This is a genomic window from Acinetobacter piscicola, from assembly GCF_015218165.1.
Lineage (GTDB): Bacteria > Pseudomonadota > Gammaproteobacteria > Pseudomonadales > Moraxellaceae > Acinetobacter > Acinetobacter piscicola_A.
In genome coordinates this window covers 1871245-1885859 of the sequence record NZ_CP048659.1, presented here as the reverse complement: position 1 = coordinate 1885859, position 14615 = coordinate 1871245, and the positions used below count along the sequence as shown (strand labels likewise).

The following is a 14615-nucleotide window of genomic DNA, read 5'->3' as shown; positions in this document are numbered from 1 at the left end:
GGCAATAAAAAACCCCGAACTAAAAGTTCAGGGTTTAGAAAAAGGTTAAATTTAGGTGTTAAAAAAGCACCCTAGGGTGCTTTCATTAATTTCCACACTGAGAACACACCCAGCGATTTACAGCAGCTGAGGCGGGCTTTGCAATTGCATGCCACATTAAAATTAACACCCAGACAATCAACCACAAACCACCTGTAAAAATAGTTAATACCAAATGCATTAACCAACTTATTTCTTTTGTATTTTTTTGATGCAATGTTTTTCTACCGCAAGAATTGCACATCATCATTTGTTGAGCTACTTTTTTAGCCATTCCCCCACCCTTTTTGAATAAACATTTAAAGCTATTTTAAAGTGTAAATATAGCATGCACTTAGGTAAAAGCCTTTGGATTACCTAAGTTTATTAAAATAAGACTCACGTGCTATTCTAGAATTCTCCATCTCCAATTCCCTTATCTCTATATTATTTTTTAATAATTTTTGAACAATTTCAGATGCTTTTAATTGATCCATATCAATATTTAATTTTTTACATAAATTACTTATTTTTCTTTTCACTGTAATTTTATTATTCAAGAATTTAGCATTAAAATAACTCTGTAAAGCTTCTTCATAATGTTCATTTCTCTCCATTAACTCGGCTCTAATTTTAAAGACCTCAGCTCCACTATAAGCACCATGAAAAGTATCAAATAATAATGGAATAGTTTTATCTATCGAGCTTATTACACGCTTACAAGCATCTTGAGAGAAATTTTGCCTTTCAAGGTATCTTTTTAAAAGATAAATTGAACATTCACCACCTGCATTCAAACAATTTCGATAATAACTCTCAATATTAGGAATTTCTCCATTTTGATTTATCTCGAACTCCCCATATTCAGTAGAAATAAATAGCCTATCGCAATTATCAAAATAAAATTTCCCCCTTATTCCACACTCTAAGATTCGACCAAATAGTACATTACCGGCAACTAAATCAAAAAGAAAACTTTTATTACTATCCTCATGATCACTTCTAAACAATTGAATAAAAAAATATTTACCAGTCAGAGATAAAATTCCATCATTAGATAATGCATTAAGCACTCTAGAGAAAATTATTTTTTTATCTTTATAAATCGTAATACTTGTTTTTAACTGATCACAATTACTTACTACTTTCACATCATAATTATTCTTCACTTTCCAACTCCAACATTTGATCAGCCTGTGAACTCGGCAATTCCTGTACTTCTTTTAATTTACGCCCTACAGCTCTAGTTCGCGTCTGTGCAGCATCGATACTATTTGAGGCTTCTTCGAGTTTCTTCTTCACTTTATCAAGAGCGTCACCATATTTAGTCCACTCAGTTTTAACAGCACCAAGTGTGTTCCATACTTCACTAGATCTTTTTTCAATAGCTAATGTTCTAAATCCCATCTGTAAGCTATTTAAAATTGACCATAGTGTGGTTGGACCTGCAAAAACCACCCGATAATTACGCTGCACCACATCAACTAAATTTGCTCGCTTAGTAACTTCAGCAAATAAACCTTCAGTTGGTAAATACAATATCGCAAAATCTGTTGTAGCAGGTGGATTGATATACTTTTTAGAAATATCACTGGCACACTGCTTAATACGCAATTCCAATTCTTTAAGAGCAGACTCTACACCAGAAAGATCTGTATTCTCCTGTGATTCCACCAAACGTGCATAAGATTCCATAGGAAATTTTGCATCAATTGGAAGCCAAACAATTTCTTGATCCTTATTTTTACTCGGAATCTTTACCGCGTATTCAACACGCTCAGAATTGTTTTTCGTTGAAACATTAGCAGCGTACTGATCAATCGTTAAAACCTGCTCAAGCATTGCACCGAGTTGAACCTCACCCCATGTACCACGAGTTTTCACATTGGTTAATACTTTTTTGAGATCACCAACACCATTCGCTAAAACTTGCATCTCTCCCAAACCTTTATGTACAGATTCAAGGCGTTCACTGATTAATTGAAATGATTCAGATAAGCGTTTTTCTAATGTGCCCTGTAATTTCTCATCTACAGTTTGACGCATTTTCTCCAATTGCTCAGAGTTATCCTTTTGCAAACCAATCAATCTCTCTTCAATCTTATTTCTTAATTGTTCAGCTTGTAGATTATGTGATTGATTTAAAGTACTGATTTGTTCGACAAACGAGTTCAAGTGTTTAGTCTGCTCTTCAGAAATCAACTTTAAGCTTTGATGCATAGTTTGTGCATACGATTGAAGTTCTGCTTTTACAGCACCTCCAAGCTCTTCACGTGTTTGACGAGATTGTTGGTTTGATTCTTCTCTATTACGACCAAACTCATGCCCTGTAAAACGTTCAATTTTTTCAAAAGCTTGCTGGATAGGATTAAGAATTTCATCCTTATCACTTGATGATGAATTGCTTTTTAATAAAAGTAAGATTTGTAATATTGCTATTATTAAAATCCCCACAACCATAATTATCTCTACCAGTTCCACAAACTCCCCCATAAATTAAAATATTTTATGAAGTGATCTTAGCTTATTGTTTTAAATCATTATAGCTATTCCTTATTAATCTCTTTTGTATAACTCGTATAACCTTTTTTATCAGCATAATAAGCAACGCGCATTGTAGTGCTTTGGCTTAAAATATAGTTTCTCTCATGACGTTGAGCTGCTTTTAAATATTCTAAAAACGCACCAAAGCTATAATTTAAAATATCTTTATGTTTATGCCCCTTACTAATTAGTAATTGAAACGAATCAAACCATGTTGTTTTATCATTTTTAATTTTTTTGGTTTTAATATCTTCTTGATCAAAGAATGCTTTATTCACATTGATCACATCTTTAAATAATTCAATAAATCTATCTGCATCATTTTGAATTGTTTCATCAATTTGCGCACCTGTTACATCTGTTACAAGCAAGCACATCGATATTGCTTTAAACTTATTAGCTTTAATTGCAGCTTCAATACTTTCATCTGAATAATTTCTTTTAAGTGCTATTCGAATAGGCTCAGCAACTAAAGCCCAGCTTTCCATTTCTTTAACTTTAAATTGCCTAATTTCTTGATTATATTGGTTGATATGTACATCATTATTTGCAAGAAAAAAATCATTCATGATGAAATCCTTAAAAACAGGCACAAAAAAAGACGCTAAATGCGCCATCGTTTGTGCCTATGTTATTTTAGATACGGAAACGGTCAATATGTCCGAAAATACCGACTTCATTATCTTTTGCTTTACTAATGTCTGCTAAACATTCACCTGAGATATCGCAACTATTCCATTCTTCATTAATCAAATCGAGTTCTGTTTCTGGAGAAAACTCAACTCGCCAAAGCGTCACAGCAACCTTATCGCCAGAGTAAGTATCAATACCTTTAAAAAAGAAACGATATTCACCGCCTAAGTTATCAGCAACAGTAACGCGATCAACAACACCCGCTGTACCTGACCACTTCACATCACCTGTTACTGCTTCATTAAACACTACAGTACCAAAAGCTTCATCAACTTCATATTTCGTGTTTGGGATTGCAACATCAGAACCATCTTTAAAAGTCATATTACTTAAGTTGCGATAACCAAGATCAATGATTGAATCCTTTTCAATGCTTCCAAGAGATGCATCCGCAATTGGACTGCTTGCCACCTCAATTGATTTACCACTTAAAATCAAAGCAACATTTTCTTTATTCAGCTCTTCAAGTGTGCCGCTAATTTCAACACCTGTTTGCTTACGAAGTACTGCATCTTTGGCGCGATTACCTGTTTTACTTTCAAAATGATCAACCGATTCTGATTTGATTGCTAACTTTAAATCAGGCATATTTCCCACAGAACGCAAACCTGCAGGTGCACCATTCATCATTTTTGCTAAAAATAACTCGCCTTGCAGGGAGATTAAATCAGGTTTGTTCGACATTTTTTACTTCTCCTGCTTTTTTAGATGCTGGCTTAGCTTCTACTTCTTCAATATTGCCTTGCACCAAATGATGTTTAATTTCAGCTTCAGTGAAGCCGCCAACATAGTCACCTTCTTTAAAGCGACCGATTGGCTTTAGAGCCTTATATTGTTTAGTCATAAGTTTCCTTAGGTTTTAAATGATGATTCAAAAAGAAATGGGAAATAAACTCGACCCGCCTTGCCTGCAAAGTTCACGCCCGCAGAAACACGTACAAACGGCGTTACACCTACAAGGTTTGGTCTAAACCCTTGCATTGCTTTTAAGATATTGCGAATGTGTGGATCTGCGAGTTTTCGGATATTCGTTGTTTGACCTGATTGAGCCGTTGGGTCATAGATCATTAACACCACCAACCATTGTTGATGTACTGTTGTTCCTCGTCCATTCGCTGCACTTTCTCCCACCCGATCACCTACATAAATAATGGCTACTGCGGTATTTTGTGGGCTCATTGAAAATAAGCTTTCTACAAAAAATGGGGTAAGTACTTCGCCAATGTCTGGCACTTCAGTTTCAATTCGCTTTTTAATCTCATCTTCTAATGCGAAATAATCATTTAGCATTGTTTAATGCCTCCCTTAAATATTCCTCTATTTCAAATAAGATCTCTTGTGAATCATCTACTGAGATACCCAAAAATGGACGTGCTGGAATCGTGACAGATTTAAGTTGAACCCAACCACCGAGTGGCGTTTTAAACTTTAGATACTCCCCTTTCTTAGGTTTAACTACACCACCAAAATGCATCAATGGTGCATATATCAAGTTTGTTCCGACATTTATTTTATTTCTCTGAACTCTTGCGATAATAGATTTGATTAAATGCCCATCTTTTCGCAAAGTCTGACCACCTTTCTCTTGAGCACGCCACGACTTTTGCCATGGTTTGTCATCAGTACCTATTCCTGTATAAAATCTCTCTTCTGTGTTATGAACTAGAATATCGCCAATATCACGCCAAAGGTCAGACGGATCAGCAACTTGTTGCTCAACACGGCGCATGAATTCAATAAGCTTATCTTGCCCATGCATCTGGATGGAGTTAGCCATAGATACCTACTCGATGCTTGGCATCATATCTAACACCACATCACCAAATACACCACCTCGATACGTCGTACCAATCGGCATTGTTTGAGGTGATGTATCTGCTTTTACAACTTCTTCCTGACCTGCAGTATCAGTGATCTTGATTGTTAAAATTGCCTTACCATCTGCAACGCGCTTTAAAAATGCGATTGCATCTTCATAGCGTTTACGGATTTCCTCACTCGCTTCATTTTTCCAAAGAAAGTAACGAGCGATATCACAAATGATAATTTTCAGATTCTTAGGAACTTCAGGTAATGGGATGGGGTATTTCACCCCCACATAACCATCAGCAATATCTGAGGCATCTTGAATAGCGGAATTGATTGATTCAACTCCATTTAGCGTGTTCTCAAGATTGACAATTTCATATTCACTGAAACGCAGGACCATATCACTACGATCCGCGTACATAGATCACCTATTTTTCAGGCGCTGCTGTCTTTTTAATTTCAGCAGCAAGTTTCTTTTCAGATGCAGCAAGCGACTTTTCAAGCTCTGTCACTTTGGCTTTTAAGTTAGCATTTTCAGCAGTCAAGCTCGCTAACTGAGCTGCTGTACCATCATCCTTTTCAAGCTCTGGCTCTTTCGGCTCTGCGATAGCACCAGATACTAAAAGGGCTTGAATGCGTTCATCACTCAAGCCCTTAATTTCATCACCTGGCATAAAATGCCCGATGGATTGTTGCGCAATATACTTTGGCATTTTTTACTCCCTACACAATAAAGCCTGTACCACCGCACACACCATTTTTATTTGATGGCACAGCCAATGGAGCAGATTCGGTCATTAAGAAAATACCGCTTGGATCTTCGTTATACCACTGACGGTCAAAATATTTCTGTACAGCGCCATTTGCTAATGTGTTTTTAATTTTGCACTGAGCAATAGAACCATTTAGATCAGAGATAGCACCAAAATAATCATCAGGAATAAAGCGTTTAACACCAGATTTCAAGCGATAGGTGCCGTCATAAACCCAAAGCTCCTTATCATCCAAGTAACCTTTAAAAGAGGCATCTTCTTGAACATTTAGGCTTGGTTTATATGGCACAGCAATACCTGCATAAGGCTTAATGAAGCGCTCTTTAAACTCTTCATTTGCAGATAATGCAGCCCAAACCTTGCCTGACATTAAATAAGCTTTCGAGCTTCCACCATTTGCGTCAAGTAGTCGCTTTTCAATCAATTCCAAATCTGAAACTGGTTTTGCACCTGCTTGATTCCACGGAGTTGCAGGTGTAAATGTTAAGGATGCATCACGATCGTAATCAACCATGTTGTATTCATAGTCATCTGACTGGAGCAGATATTTACCATTCAATAATAACTCGGTTGCCATCAGTAAAATCGAGTTATCAATCGCATCATGATTACGCTTCATTACTGCAATTTGAGCAATGATCATTTTCTCTTGATCAGATAGCTTTTGACTACCTGTTGAGATAATACCTGCGGTACGCAAACGCTCCATTAAAGCTTCATCAAATGACGTTGCAGCAGTGACCATATTTTTAGGTTTGTAATACGCAGGCTTAACAAAATCAACTTTTGCAGCGCGTTTAGTGTCAAATGGTTTACCAGGTTGATGTGGTGAAACCAATGGAGCAAGATCATGAACCGTATTAAGTTCAGCCAGTGGAACTTCATCGCGATCAAACGCAGGGCGATTTGGATAAAACTTTTCTAAAATCCAAGTGCTCATTGGTTTGTAGTTTGAGTGGATCAGCGCCAACTCGCCTACATCAAGTAATTCGAGTGGTGCACCATCAATAATAAATGATTGAGCCATTAATTTAGATCCTTATACTTTTGAGAATTCAATATGGTTTAGGGTTGCTTTGGCGCGTGCTGCATCATATTTGGTAGGATCTAAATACACACCAGCCAAACAGATCGCTTCAATATTAAATACACCACCAAAATAAATCGGGATTTCTACCCCGTCTGATGCCATTTTTGTTGCCTGAGCAGCTGTGACATCTTGGCCACAAACAACGGTCCATGTTTTTTCATCAAGTGCATGATCAACCACATTGGCTTCAGATAGTGTTAATAGATCACCTGCTTTATATGCCTTCGCGGTTGTAACCTTGGCATTCGCACGGCGCAATTTAGAAACATCTAAATTAAATGGGCGCGTTTCGCGAGTTACCGTACCTAAATATGTTGTATTACTCATGGATTAAGCTCCCTTGTTTTGCGCTGCAAATGCTTGAGCACCTGTAGTAAATTGGTGCTTCTCTTCACCACCCTGCTGCAAAACACTTTGCCCGCCTATTGCTTGATGGCTAAACAAATGTGCAAGCTGTGGTGGTACCGTGTTGTTTGGCTGTGGTGCTGGTGTAGGCTGCCCGCCTGCAAACTGCTTCATTTGTTGTGACATGAATGCAAAAGATGAATCATCCATATTGGTATAAGATGTTTTTTCTTCTGCGCTAAATTGCTTATTCAATACAGTTTCAAGTGATTTGATATCTTCTTCACGCTTATCTGCTTTAAACTTTTGGATATCTTTTTCAAGATTTGTATTTTTCTCTTCCAGCTCTGCAATACGAGCTTTCGCTTGTTCGAGTTCGGTCACGTCTGTGTCCTCTTTGCTATTAAATTGTTTAGGTTGATGGCTTGCTGCTACGGCGTTGGTATTATCATCTGCGCCCAATGCACAGAAAGACACTTCACGAATACGTCCACCACGAAACACAGTGATTGGGCCTTGATGGATCTTTCCATTGACTGATACGGATGCACCTGCCTGAATTTCTTCAATGGCTGATGGTTCAATTCGCACAGACATCTGCCACGGAAATCCATCGTCCGAGTCTTGGGCGACCTGAGTGCCAAACTCATTACTCATCAGATCACCTGAAACAGTTAAACCTGTTTGATGGTCAATAGAGTGTGTATTAATTGCCCCTGCACGTTGCCGTGGTGAATGTTCTAACAAGGCAGGAATACGCCCTTTCACTTCCATAGAATCCAAATCAAAAACGACTCGATCCCAATACCAATGGTCAGTGATGGGTTCTCCACTATAAGCAACACCCGAGAAGGTACGTTTTTTCTTGCCCTCTTCGGCTTGATTGACATTCAACTGCCCAAGCTGAAAGCAATATTCACTTTGTTTGTTTACCTCTGGCATTTTCATGCTCCATAAAAAAACCACCTGATAAGGTGGCTTTAAATTTGATTTCTTTATCTGCTTGGATGTATTTAATAGCGTATGTCATTAACAACATGTAATACCGAAGATCATCCCATTTGCTTGGGTATATCTCGTTATCCTGATATCCGCTTTGCATCACGTCCCAATCATTCATACATCACCCATAGAAAGCTATAAGCTCACCATTGGCCACAAACAACCGCTTTGCAACTTCATCTGTGCGCTTCAACACAATATCTGTATCAGTCACACTCACAACTTCAAGATTTAAATCAGGCGCAAGCAATGAGCCATTTAGACCATTGATTTTAGACAGATCAATCGCATGACCTTTCATGTCTAAAATCGTGATGTTCTTCCCTGCTTGTTCCGCTGTCTTAAACAATGTTGGTGTAACAATTCCAATCACATTGCCTTTTTTCAAATTGAATGAATCAAAACCCTTTAGATTATTGCCTGTAAGCTTGCTTTTCAGATTCTTTGCAAAACCAAACACCGACTTAAAAGAATCCATCATCCAATTGACAATAGATTTTGACTTTAAATCAATATCTTTCTTCTGCACTGAATCTCGCAGCAGATCTGTAAGCTTCTCATTCTCAGTCGTTAACTCAACTACAAAACGAGGCGCAGACGGCGCAATATCTTTGCCTTTGCTCGCCACATCTTCCATGAAATCATCCAACACTTTACGATTTGCTTGATCAAGCGGCTTTATTGAATCAACAATCGCTTGTTCAACTTCCTGTTCAATTAAAGCCTTACTCTTGATCTCAAGAATTTCTACTGAATAAGGAATATCAAGCAAGTTATTCGCTATCTTTTGATCAAGCACTTCATTCAAGTGCTTTCCGTAAGTTGCTGGATTAAAGCTCCATCCTAAATTGCGGGCCACATTTGGCAAATCATCATCCGAAGTAATACCGTATTTTTTCGCTTGCTTCTCGGTCAGTGCTGTCACATGGCATCGACACATAAAATCCCACGGCGGGTAATACAGTGTCCAAAACGTATCATCAATATGCCGAATGATTCGATCTAAAGCTAAATGAGTTGGGCGAACTCGACCATCATTGATTGCGCTATACATCAAATAGGGTCGAGTTTCTTTGTTTGCTTGCTGTTGCTCCCATCGACCATGCGCATAAGCCATTTGCATATTGGTACGATAGATATTCGCTAAATGATGCTCTGAAAGACTAATACCCTCAGCTTCAACTTGTTTTTTAAAGTCATTGAAAGTACTGCCATTTTCAAGTGATTTGTTGACAAGCTCAAGCACAGTCTTAATTTGATCAATTGAAGCCAATCGACTCACTGTAGCTGCATAATGACGAGACTTTAAATCCAACAAATAGAATTCTTCAGGCAATACAACATTACGACCACGTGCATAGCGTAGTGCTTCAACATAATCAACCATGTTCACTTCCCTTGCTGTGCATGCACATACCCCATAACATCAGCCATATATAGTGCCTTAGCCATGATCACTTCAAACTCATCAACAGATGCGCCTTTAGTCACAGAATAAAGCTTGTTCACCAATTCATCTGAGTCTTTTGAATCTGCAATAATTTGTTCTAGATCCGATTCATTCAGTAAAACCTTAGGTTGATTATTTGCAACCTTCTCAAGCTCTACTTGTTCAGGCTTAAGGTTTTGGACTTGCGATTTAAAACTAAAAGCATGTCTTGGTAATGCATGAAATTGGGTCTGTGGCATCGATACAGGCTCAGCCACATCCCCATCTTGCAAACCATATTCACGTTGGAAGTATTGTGGTGTGAGGTTAGCACCAGCGTTTTTTAACTTCACATCACGATCTGCTTTTTTCTCATCAAGTGACTTTTCTTCACCAATGATGATGCGATGTGATTTCCATCCATTAATGTCACATAATGCATTAATGATGTTTTGAATGGTTGGCACGATCATTCGAATATCAGCGCCCAGTTTATTTCTCTCAACCTCTAAATGCACATCTCCTAATGCGCGAGATCCACCACCATCTGTACCACTGGTGAGTGTTCCACCCAAAATTACTTTTTGAATGCGTTTTTCAAGCGTTCGATCAAAAGCTTCAAATGCTGCGCTACCACCTTGATTGCCTGATGCAGAAACCATCTCTACTTCATCTAGGCGATCAATCGCAATTACAGATAAAGCGTGCGCATCTAATAATGCTTGCTTCATCTTTTTATTATCGATGGATTTACCTTTGAGCAAAGGGTTACCAAATCGCTCAACAAATTTAGCCCAAAACTTAAATGCTTTTGTCTTAAAAAACCACACCCAATATAAGCGGCTTAGAAGTGCTTCACCATATGGCTGTTCATAGGTTGCTTTGCATTGAGTTAGAAAGAACTTTAAGCGCTGATCAACCTCAATAGGTTGAGCCATTCCATCCTGACGATACAATAAACGTCCGTCATTTTTAGGCTCAAACCACTGCATTGGCTTTTCACCTAACCACTCCCACCCCAAATAAGTTGTATTTGTGTCTGCGTGATACATGGGAATTTTTGAATAGACAGCCTCAAACACTGAATAACCAAACCAACGCGCGTTCTGAGTACCAATAACGATCTTGGACCACCATTTCCGAATCTGTTCATTAATAATGATTGACTCTGTTGTGTCAGCAGGTTCAATCCGAAACGGCGCTGCCTCAAGCTTATCTTGTCTCTTTTCGACACACTGATAAATATCATCATCTGAAAGTAGAACACGCAACTTGTAACGCGGCACACCTGCTTTGCGCAACACATCATCAATATCGGGCGCTTTATTACTCATTAAGTATGAAATTAAAGCACTCTCAGCTTCATGTGAATACAATCCGCCAGCTTCAGGATTATTACTAATCACTGTTTTTTGTTTCTTAGCCATATTTAACCTGTCTCTGGTTCATTGTAGTTTTGCAATACCACAGCCTCATCAACCGCATCCATCAATGTGTCCACTTGGTCATCATGGTCGTGCGTCATATTTGCCACAAGTGCTTCACATTCTTCTAAAAATGGCGCAACCCACGGCGTATTAATTGGCAGCATGACAAAGCGATCTTCAGGACGCATTTCATAACCATTTTCAATATGCGGCTGCACATCCATTAAATGCGTTAATTTGTCGATATTTCGCTGAACTGGCACAACCTGAATTCCACTATATGTGCCTAGTGTTTGAATAAGCTGAGTACCTGCTGCCTTGTCCTCTACTTTCATATAGCGAATAGGCTTTAATTCCCATGTGTACTCTTTATGCTTATCTAAAAAGTTCTTTGCTTGTTGATTAAGCTCAGGTGCAGTCCACTTTCCTCGCAAAACATCAATAATGTAGAGCTTCCCATCTACACCCAGACCAGCCAACATAAACACAGACCAGTCGTTATGCTCTTTAGTCTTTTGTGCCGTGTCGACAAATACTGCTCGCCATTGCAACTCAGGTAAGTCTTTATATCGACCAAACCATTCGCCTTTAATCAGATCCCCACCAAGTTTCTTTGGTTTTTGTTGATACTGACTGTTGAACGTATAACGCGAGACTGTTGCACCATCTTTATCCTTGCCACCTTTTTCAAGTTGCAATAATGATTTTAAGGATTCTTTCTTTGGCCAATAGCTTTGCCGCCCTTGCTCATCACGCTCCACATTAAGAGGTACAAGCTTTTTGATCTCTTCTGGCAAGGTTTCAATAAAAGCATCATCAATTAGTGCAGGGATTGAAACATGCTCCCATTCACCCGGCACATTTCCAGTAATAACAAAGTTGGTTGGATCCTCAACATGCAAACGCTGCATAATCATGATAATCGGGGTATCTGATTTAGCTTTACGCGAGTTCACGGTGTTTAAAATCTTACGATTCGCCTTATCACGCGCAGGCTTACTAAACGCATCCTCGGGCTTTAAAGGGTCATCAAGGATAATGCATCCTGTGAAACCATCATCAGCTAAAGTACCCGCACGGCGACCTGTAACCTGACCACCCATAGAAGCTGCATATACATGCCCTGCTTCATAACCATCCACCGTGGTCTTCCAGCTCGCTTTTGCATCTGTACTTGTAGAAATATCAGTCGACCAAAGATTTTGGAAATCCTCAGATTTCACAATATTTCGTGCAGTTGCAGACACATCCTCTACGAGTGACTGAGAAAAAGATAAGTATAAAAATCGAGAACGTGGATTTAAACCTATACCACGTGCAATTAAATTTGTTGTTAGTTCTGTTTTACCCGCACCTGGTGGGACATTAATCACAATATTGGCAATATTACCTTTAACAACTTCATCGATAAGCCATGCCACATAAGCATGATGCCAATTCACTGTAAATTTAAAACCCATACGAGGTTTAAAGAAACGGCGTGTGAAGAACAGGTGTTCATCTTCACACTTGGTACGCTCAACTTCTAATTTTACGGGATCAGTATTCACTCTCGAGTTCATCAATCGCCCGCCTTACATCTTCTTTGGTTGCAGTCACATAGGTCACGTTCTCATTTTGAATAGGTCCGCCATTTTCACCCGTCACTTCTGTTCGGTTGGTGTATTGACCACCGATGTCTTTAGCTGCTTGTTCTTGAATTTTTAATCGAAGAACATTGTTCTTTGTAGCTAAAAACATATTTTCGTAACGCTGCAGTCGAACAACTAGATTTGCGATTGGAATATGTTCGGGTTTACCTAAAAACTCCGAACGCGTTATTTCAAATTCTTTTTTAAACTCTTCGCTTAAATCTTTACCTGCTCTTTTGGTTGGATCGTAACGCTCACACTGTTGTCGAGAAACATTTAAGTTTTTATATTCTTCGTTGACGAGCTTTGCTGTTTCTTCAGGGGTATTAAACTGCGCAAGTGACCGAACAATAAAGAGTTTCACCTCTTTTCTGAGGGCTGCCATAAATATCCACCTGTCAACGTACGTCAACGTAAATAACCAAAAAAAGAGCCCTTAGGCTCAAATCACACACGTCCCACAACACTTAGAAATATCAACATCAGGAACAAACGGCGTATTCTTTGTGATTTCGACCAAACGCTTAACTGATTCATTCGCTCCCCAACGTTTGACCACGCCAAAGAACTCTTCAACATCATGACCTGCCAAATAATGTTTAGGTAAACCTGTCATATCGCTATACAGCATTTCACCATCTTCATCGCGTTCTACACCAATGTGATAAAGCTCATGATCTAATAACGCGCAAAAATTACGGTCATTGGTGTTTTCACAATAACTCGCATCGATCGTAATTAAATACGTCGGTACAAAGCCAAACCAATCCCGCATCTGTTGTTCTTGTCGTGCTTTCTTCCAACCGCCAACGTTGAACATCACCTTTTCACATTGACCTAACACCATACGTTTTTTAGATTGAGCCGCAGATGATGCCCAAGCAAATGCTAGAAACTCGTCATTGTCATGAAGTAGCTCAGCAATGTGGTCATGGTCAGGATTATGTAACGCACCACCAATAGTCAGGAAATTTGCCACAACCCAAGCTTTTAGATCTACAGCGGGTGCTATACGAATGCTTTCTTCTCCCTCAGCCTGATCAATCAATTCAGCTGGTGGGAATGGTCTGATTTGTTGCATATTTCACCCAATAAAAAACCCACATACAATGTGGGTTTTAATCAATCACTTCACTTTTTAAACCAAGGCACTTGCCACTTCATAATGTGCTTTATCTAATTTCCCTTGATTAAATAACCAAGTTGCCACTTCTGGCCATGAATACATCGCTGACTTTGAAGATAGTCCATACATTGGTTTTGGGAAATTCCCATCCCCACGCTTATTTAATGCATACAGTGATAATACTTGGCGACTTAAGCTCGCACGTTCTGCCATTTCCGATAAGGTAGAAAAACCTTGCTCTTCAACAATTAAATCTTGATAGCCTAATTTACGAATATCATTTAATGCTGAGCGTATTGCTGTTACTGCATCAGCAGCTTCACGATCAAATTCTAAATAAACTGTATCATTGTAGCTACATAGCAATGCGTCATCACAGCCTGCTTCAAAAAAGCGATCTTCTAAATCTGCAAGATCTGAACGAGCATCACGTACCACAATGGTAAAATGATAAGTATTCATTGTTCATCTCCATTACATTGCTTCACTTTACGCAGGATTTGTTTAGCATGCGTTTCAGGATCTTTCGGCGTACTCCAAACACTCATTTGATGTTCAGTATGCCCCAATATGCATTTTAATCTACAAAATGCATGTCCTGATTTACCCGTTTCAACAATATCCCATCCATTCTCAACTGCATATTCAATCGCTTCTCGGATATGCTTATTTGGATGTTTTTTCATGTCTTATCCTTAGAGAATGCTTATTATTATACGCTAGTGTTG

Annotated in this window: 21 protein-coding genes; all 21 read right to left on the bottom strand. The window is 38.8% G+C overall.

The genetic code is table 11. From position 1 onward, the window contains the following. Positions 1-85: 85 nt before the first annotated feature. Positions 86-313 carry a hypothetical protein gene (locus G0028_RS09250; protein WP_180047557.1) on the bottom strand — a complete coding sequence of 76 codons (228 nt, stop codon included), beginning with the start codon at positions 311-313 and terminating at the stop codon, positions 86-88. 79 nt (positions 314-392) lie between these two features. Then, positions 393-1187, bottom strand: a complete 795-nt coding sequence (locus tag G0028_RS09245; protein WP_180047554.1) for a hypothetical protein — start codon at positions 1185-1187, stop codon at positions 393-395. Then, complete coding sequence (locus tag G0028_RS09240; protein WP_180047552.1) at positions 1177-2499, bottom strand: DNA recombination protein RmuC; 1323 nt, start codon at positions 2497-2499, stop codon at positions 1177-1179. Before G0028_RS09240 ends, G0028_RS09245 begins: the two co-directional genes overlap by 11 nt. Positions 2500-2564: 65 nt before the next feature. After that, a complete protein-coding gene (locus G0028_RS09235; RefSeq protein WP_227554796.1) occupies positions 2565-3179 on the bottom strand; it encodes a hypothetical protein in 615 nt (204 codons plus the stop codon). Between the two features lie 19 nt (positions 3180-3198). Further along, positions 3199-3939 (bottom strand): hypothetical protein, encoded by a 741-nt coding sequence (locus G0028_RS09230; RefSeq protein ID WP_180047551.1) that lies wholly within the window; start codon positions 3937-3939, stop codon positions 3199-3201. Next, a complete protein-coding gene (locus G0028_RS09225) occupies positions 3923-4099 on the bottom strand; it encodes a hypothetical protein (protein ID WP_180047550.1) in 177 nt (58 codons plus the stop codon). Before G0028_RS09225 ends, G0028_RS09230 begins: the two co-directional genes overlap by 17 nt. 8 nt (positions 4100-4107) lie before the next feature. Next, positions 4108-4545, bottom strand: coding sequence for a hypothetical protein (locus G0028_RS09220; protein WP_180047549.1), 438 nt, complete (start codon positions 4543-4545; stop codon positions 4108-4110). Then, positions 4535-5032 carry a phage virion morphogenesis protein gene (locus G0028_RS09215; RefSeq protein WP_180047548.1) on the bottom strand — a complete coding sequence of 166 codons (498 nt, stop codon included), beginning with the start codon at positions 5030-5032 and terminating at the stop codon, positions 4535-4537. The genes G0028_RS09220 and G0028_RS09215 overlap by 11 nt, the downstream gene beginning before the upstream one ends. Positions 5033-5038: 6 nt before the next feature. Further along, positions 5039-5485: a gp436 family protein gene (locus G0028_RS09210; protein ID WP_180047547.1), complete on the bottom strand. Its 447-nt coding sequence runs from the start codon at positions 5483-5485 to the stop codon at positions 5039-5041. Between the two features lie 7 nt (positions 5486-5492). Continuing rightward, positions 5493-5777, bottom strand: a complete 285-nt coding sequence (locus tag G0028_RS09205) for a hypothetical protein (protein ID WP_180047546.1) — start codon at positions 5775-5777, stop codon at positions 5493-5495. Between the two features lie 10 nt (positions 5778-5787). Next, positions 5788-6864 (bottom strand): major capsid protein, encoded by a 1077-nt coding sequence (locus tag G0028_RS09200; protein WP_180047545.1) that lies wholly within the window; start codon positions 6862-6864, stop codon positions 5788-5790. Positions 6865-6876: 12 nt separating this feature from the next. Then, positions 6877-7254 carry a hypothetical protein gene (locus tag G0028_RS09195; RefSeq protein WP_130075324.1) on the bottom strand — a complete coding sequence of 126 codons (378 nt, stop codon included), beginning with the start codon at positions 7252-7254 and terminating at the stop codon, positions 6877-6879. A 3-nt stretch (positions 7255-7257) separates the two neighbouring features. Continuing rightward, the gene (locus G0028_RS09190) at positions 7258-8214 is read right to left on the bottom strand and encodes a hypothetical protein (RefSeq protein WP_180047544.1); all 957 of its coding nucleotides are present in this window, start codon (positions 8212-8214) and stop codon (positions 7258-7260) included. After that, on the bottom strand, positions 8189-8392 hold the full coding sequence (locus tag G0028_RS09185; protein WP_180047543.1) for a hypothetical protein: 204 nt from the start codon (positions 8390-8392) through the stop codon (positions 8189-8191). Before G0028_RS09185 ends, G0028_RS09190 begins: the two co-directional genes overlap by 26 nt. A gap of 3 nt (positions 8393-8395) precedes the next feature. Beyond that, positions 8396-9661 carry a phage minor head protein gene (locus G0028_RS09180; protein WP_180047542.1) on the bottom strand — a complete coding sequence of 422 codons (1266 nt, stop codon included), beginning with the start codon at positions 9659-9661 and terminating at the stop codon, positions 8396-8398. 2 nt (positions 9662-9663) lie between these two features. Further along, positions 9664-11130, bottom strand: coding sequence for a DUF935 family protein (locus G0028_RS09175; RefSeq protein ID WP_180047541.1), 1467 nt, complete (start codon positions 11128-11130; stop codon positions 9664-9666). Between the two features lie 2 nt (positions 11131-11132). After that, complete coding sequence (terL, locus tag G0028_RS09170) at positions 11133-12692, bottom strand: phage terminase large subunit (RefSeq protein ID WP_180047540.1); 1560 nt, start codon at positions 12690-12692, stop codon at positions 11133-11135. Continuing rightward, positions 12670-13146, bottom strand: coding sequence for a DUF2280 domain-containing protein (locus G0028_RS09165; RefSeq protein ID WP_107009939.1), 477 nt, complete (start codon positions 13144-13146; stop codon positions 12670-12672). The genes terL and G0028_RS09165 overlap by 23 nt, the downstream gene beginning before the upstream one ends. Positions 13147-13203: 57 nt before the next feature. Beyond that, a complete protein-coding gene (locus tag G0028_RS09160) occupies positions 13204-13842 on the bottom strand; it encodes a putative metallopeptidase (protein ID WP_180047985.1) in 639 nt (212 codons plus the stop codon). Positions 13843-13899: 57 nt separating this feature from the next. Beyond that, a complete protein-coding gene (locus tag G0028_RS09155; RefSeq protein ID WP_180047987.1) occupies positions 13900-14349 on the bottom strand; it encodes an XRE family transcriptional regulator in 450 nt (149 codons plus the stop codon). Further along, a complete protein-coding gene (locus G0028_RS09150) occupies positions 14346-14573 on the bottom strand; it encodes a hypothetical protein (RefSeq protein WP_180047988.1) in 228 nt (75 codons plus the stop codon). Before G0028_RS09150 ends, G0028_RS09155 begins: the two co-directional genes overlap by 4 nt. Positions 14574-14615: the final 42 nt, after the last annotated feature.

What these genes read in the sequence shown, in the direction of transcription:
- G0028_RS09250 (WP_180047557.1), bottom strand. Translation starts at nt 313, where the DNA reads ATGGCTAAAAAAGTAGCTCAACAAATGATGATGTGCAATTCTTGCGGT.
- G0028_RS09235 (WP_227554796.1), bottom strand. Translation starts at nt 3,179, where the DNA reads ATGGCGCATTTAGCGTCTTTTTTTGTGCCTGTTTTTAAGGATTTCATC.
- G0028_RS09230 (WP_180047551.1), bottom strand. Translation starts at nt 3,939, where the DNA reads ATGTCGAACAAACCTGATTTAATCTCCCTGCAAGGCGAGTTATTTTTA.
- G0028_RS09225 (WP_180047550.1), bottom strand. Translation starts at nt 4,099, where the DNA reads ATGACTAAACAATATAAGGCTCTAAAGCCAATCGGTCGCTTTAAAGAA.
- G0028_RS09220 (WP_180047549.1), bottom strand. Translation starts at nt 4,545, where the DNA reads ATGCTAAATGATTATTTCGCATTAGAAGATGAGATTAAAAAGCGAATT.
- G0028_RS09215 (WP_180047548.1), bottom strand. Translation starts at nt 5,032, where the DNA reads ATGGCTAACTCCATCCAGATGCATGGGCAAGATAAGCTTATTGAATTC.
- G0028_RS09210 (WP_180047547.1), bottom strand. Translation starts at nt 5,485, where the DNA reads ATGTACGCGGATCGTAGTGATATGGTCCTGCGTTTCAGTGAATATGAA.
- G0028_RS09205 (WP_180047546.1), bottom strand. Translation starts at nt 5,777, where the DNA reads ATGCCAAAGTATATTGCGCAACAATCCATCGGGCATTTTATGCCAGGT.
- G0028_RS09200 (WP_180047545.1), bottom strand. Translation starts at nt 6,864, where the DNA reads ATGGCTCAATCATTTATTATTGATGGTGCACCACTCGAATTACTTGAT.
- G0028_RS09195 (WP_130075324.1), bottom strand. Translation starts at nt 7,254, where the DNA reads ATGAGTAATACAACATATTTAGGTACGGTAACTCGCGAAACGCGCCCA.
- G0028_RS09190 (WP_180047544.1), bottom strand. Translation starts at nt 8,214, where the DNA reads ATGCCAGAGGTAAACAAACAAAGTGAATATTGCTTTCAGCTTGGGCAG.
- G0028_RS09185 (WP_180047543.1), bottom strand. Translation starts at nt 8,392, where the DNA reads ATGAATGATTGGGACGTGATGCAAAGCGGATATCAGGATAACGAGATA.
- G0028_RS09180 (WP_180047542.1), bottom strand. Translation starts at nt 9,661, where the DNA reads ATGGTTGATTATGTTGAAGCACTACGCTATGCACGTGGTCGTAATGTT.
- G0028_RS09175 (WP_180047541.1), bottom strand. Translation starts at nt 11,130, where the DNA reads ATGGCTAAGAAACAAAAAACAGTGATTAGTAATAATCCTGAAGCTGGC.
- terL (WP_180047540.1), bottom strand. Translation starts at nt 12,692, where the DNA reads ATGAACTCGAGAGTGAATACTGATCCCGTAAAATTAGAAGTTGAGCGT.
- G0028_RS09165 (WP_107009939.1), bottom strand. Translation starts at nt 13,146, where the DNA reads ATGGCAGCCCTCAGAAAAGAGGTGAAACTCTTTATTGTTCGGTCACTT.
- G0028_RS09160 (WP_180047985.1), bottom strand. Translation starts at nt 13,842, where the DNA reads ATGCAACAAATCAGACCATTCCCACCAGCTGAATTGATTGATCAGGCT.
- G0028_RS09155 (WP_180047987.1), bottom strand. Translation starts at nt 14,349, where the DNA reads ATGAATACTTATCATTTTACCATTGTGGTACGTGATGCTCGTTCAGAT.
- G0028_RS09150 (WP_180047988.1), bottom strand. Translation starts at nt 14,573, where the DNA reads ATGAAAAAACATCCAAATAAGCATATCCGAGAAGCGATTGAATATGCA.